A 1512-nucleotide genomic window follows, 5' to 3' on the forward strand; every position below is an offset into this window, starting at 1 on the left:
CCAAGGCCGTGAAGTTACGGCTTTGGGGCTGGTAGCGAGGGGTGTCGATCTGACTGAGTGCCGGACGTAGGAAGCGGAGCCCCGGTAGAACTGGCAGTCGACCAAGACAGCCGTTCACAACACCGGAGGCTCCGCTGTCGGACCAGTGTGTCATCACGCGCGAAATCACGGTAGCCAAGGGGCTGTTCGCCCCCGGGCACCTGGGGGAACTCACCCGCATCGTTCCCTTTGAGATGGTCGATGCCGTCCTCGCCGAGACTAGCGCGGGCCAGCGCAGGTTGCGGAAACTGCCTGCTCGTGTGGTGGTCTACCTCCTTCTGGCAGCCACCTTGTTCGAGGAGTGCGGCTATCCGGCTGTCTGGCGCAAGCTCACCGCCGCGCTGGACTCGATACCGCTACCGACGATCACCGGAACCGCGTTGTGGGACGCGCGCACCCGGCTCGGGGTGCGCCCGATGAGGGCCCTGTTCGACTTGCTGCGCGGACCCGCCTCGGCGATCCGCACAGGCGGCGCCCGCTGGAAAGGAATGCTGACGGTCGCCATCGACGGCACCTACCTCGATGTCCCCGACAGCCCCCTGCACCGGGCCCACCTGGGCAAAGGCTCCAACCAGTACGCCACCTCCGGATACCCGCAGATCTGCCTGACCACCCTGGTCGCCTGCGGCACCCGCGCGATCATCGACGCCGCCTTCGGGCCCCGCAGCAGCGGTGAAACCGTCTATGGCAAGCGACTCATGCGGTCCCTGCACCACGGCATGATCGTGCTCCTGGACCGCGGTTTCGCCACCAACACCTTCCTCGCCGCCGTCGCCGCCGCAGACGCCGCCTTCCTGGCCCGCCTGTCCGCCATCCGCAAACCTCCCGTACTCGCCCGGCACGACGACGGCTCCTTCCTCTCCCGCCTGGGAGCCGTCGAGGTCCGCATCATCGAATGCGAGATCACCATCACCACCACGACCGGACGGCACACCGGCCTCTACCGGCTGGCCACCAACCTCCTGGACGCCCGCCGCTACCCGGCGTTCGACCTGGTCAGGCTCTATCACGAACGGTGGGAGGTGGAATCCGCCTACTTCGAGATCAAGAAGTCGATGCTTGGCCGACGAGTCCTGCGCTCCAAGACCTGGGCCGGCATCGCCCAGGAGGTCTACGCCCTGCTGAGCACCTACCAGGTCCTGCGGATCGCCATGACCGACGCTACCGAGACCGTCCCGAGCACTGATCCGGACCGAGCCAGCTTCAGCATCGCCCTCCAGGCTGCCCGCGACCAGGTCGTCCAGGCCGCAGGCGTCATAGCCGACACGGTGATCGACCTGGCCGGGGCGATCGGCCGGGCCGTCCTGGACCACCTCATGCCCGCCCGACGCCTACGCGTCAGCCCGCGAGCGGTGAAACGACCCCTGTCCCGATACGCCTACAAAAGCCTCAAAGTCGACCGACGCACCTACAAAGCCACCCTCAGCATCGACATCTTGCAACCAAGGCTCATCCCGTAACTTCACGGCCTTG

The 1512-nt window shown here is 66.7% G+C and carries 1 protein-coding gene; it reads left to right on the top strand.

The window, feature by feature from the left end; all coding sequences use genetic code 11:
• Positions 1-200: 200 nt before the first annotated feature.
• On the top strand, positions 201-1499 hold the full coding sequence (locus AC07DW_RS34455) for an IS4 family transposase (protein ID WP_478861526.1): 1299 nt from the start codon (positions 201-203) through the stop codon (positions 1497-1499).
• The last annotated feature ends 13 nt before the right edge of the window (positions 1500-1512 follow it).

The sequence above is a fragment of the Streptomyces sp. NPDC045701 genome, from assembly GCF_056432045.1.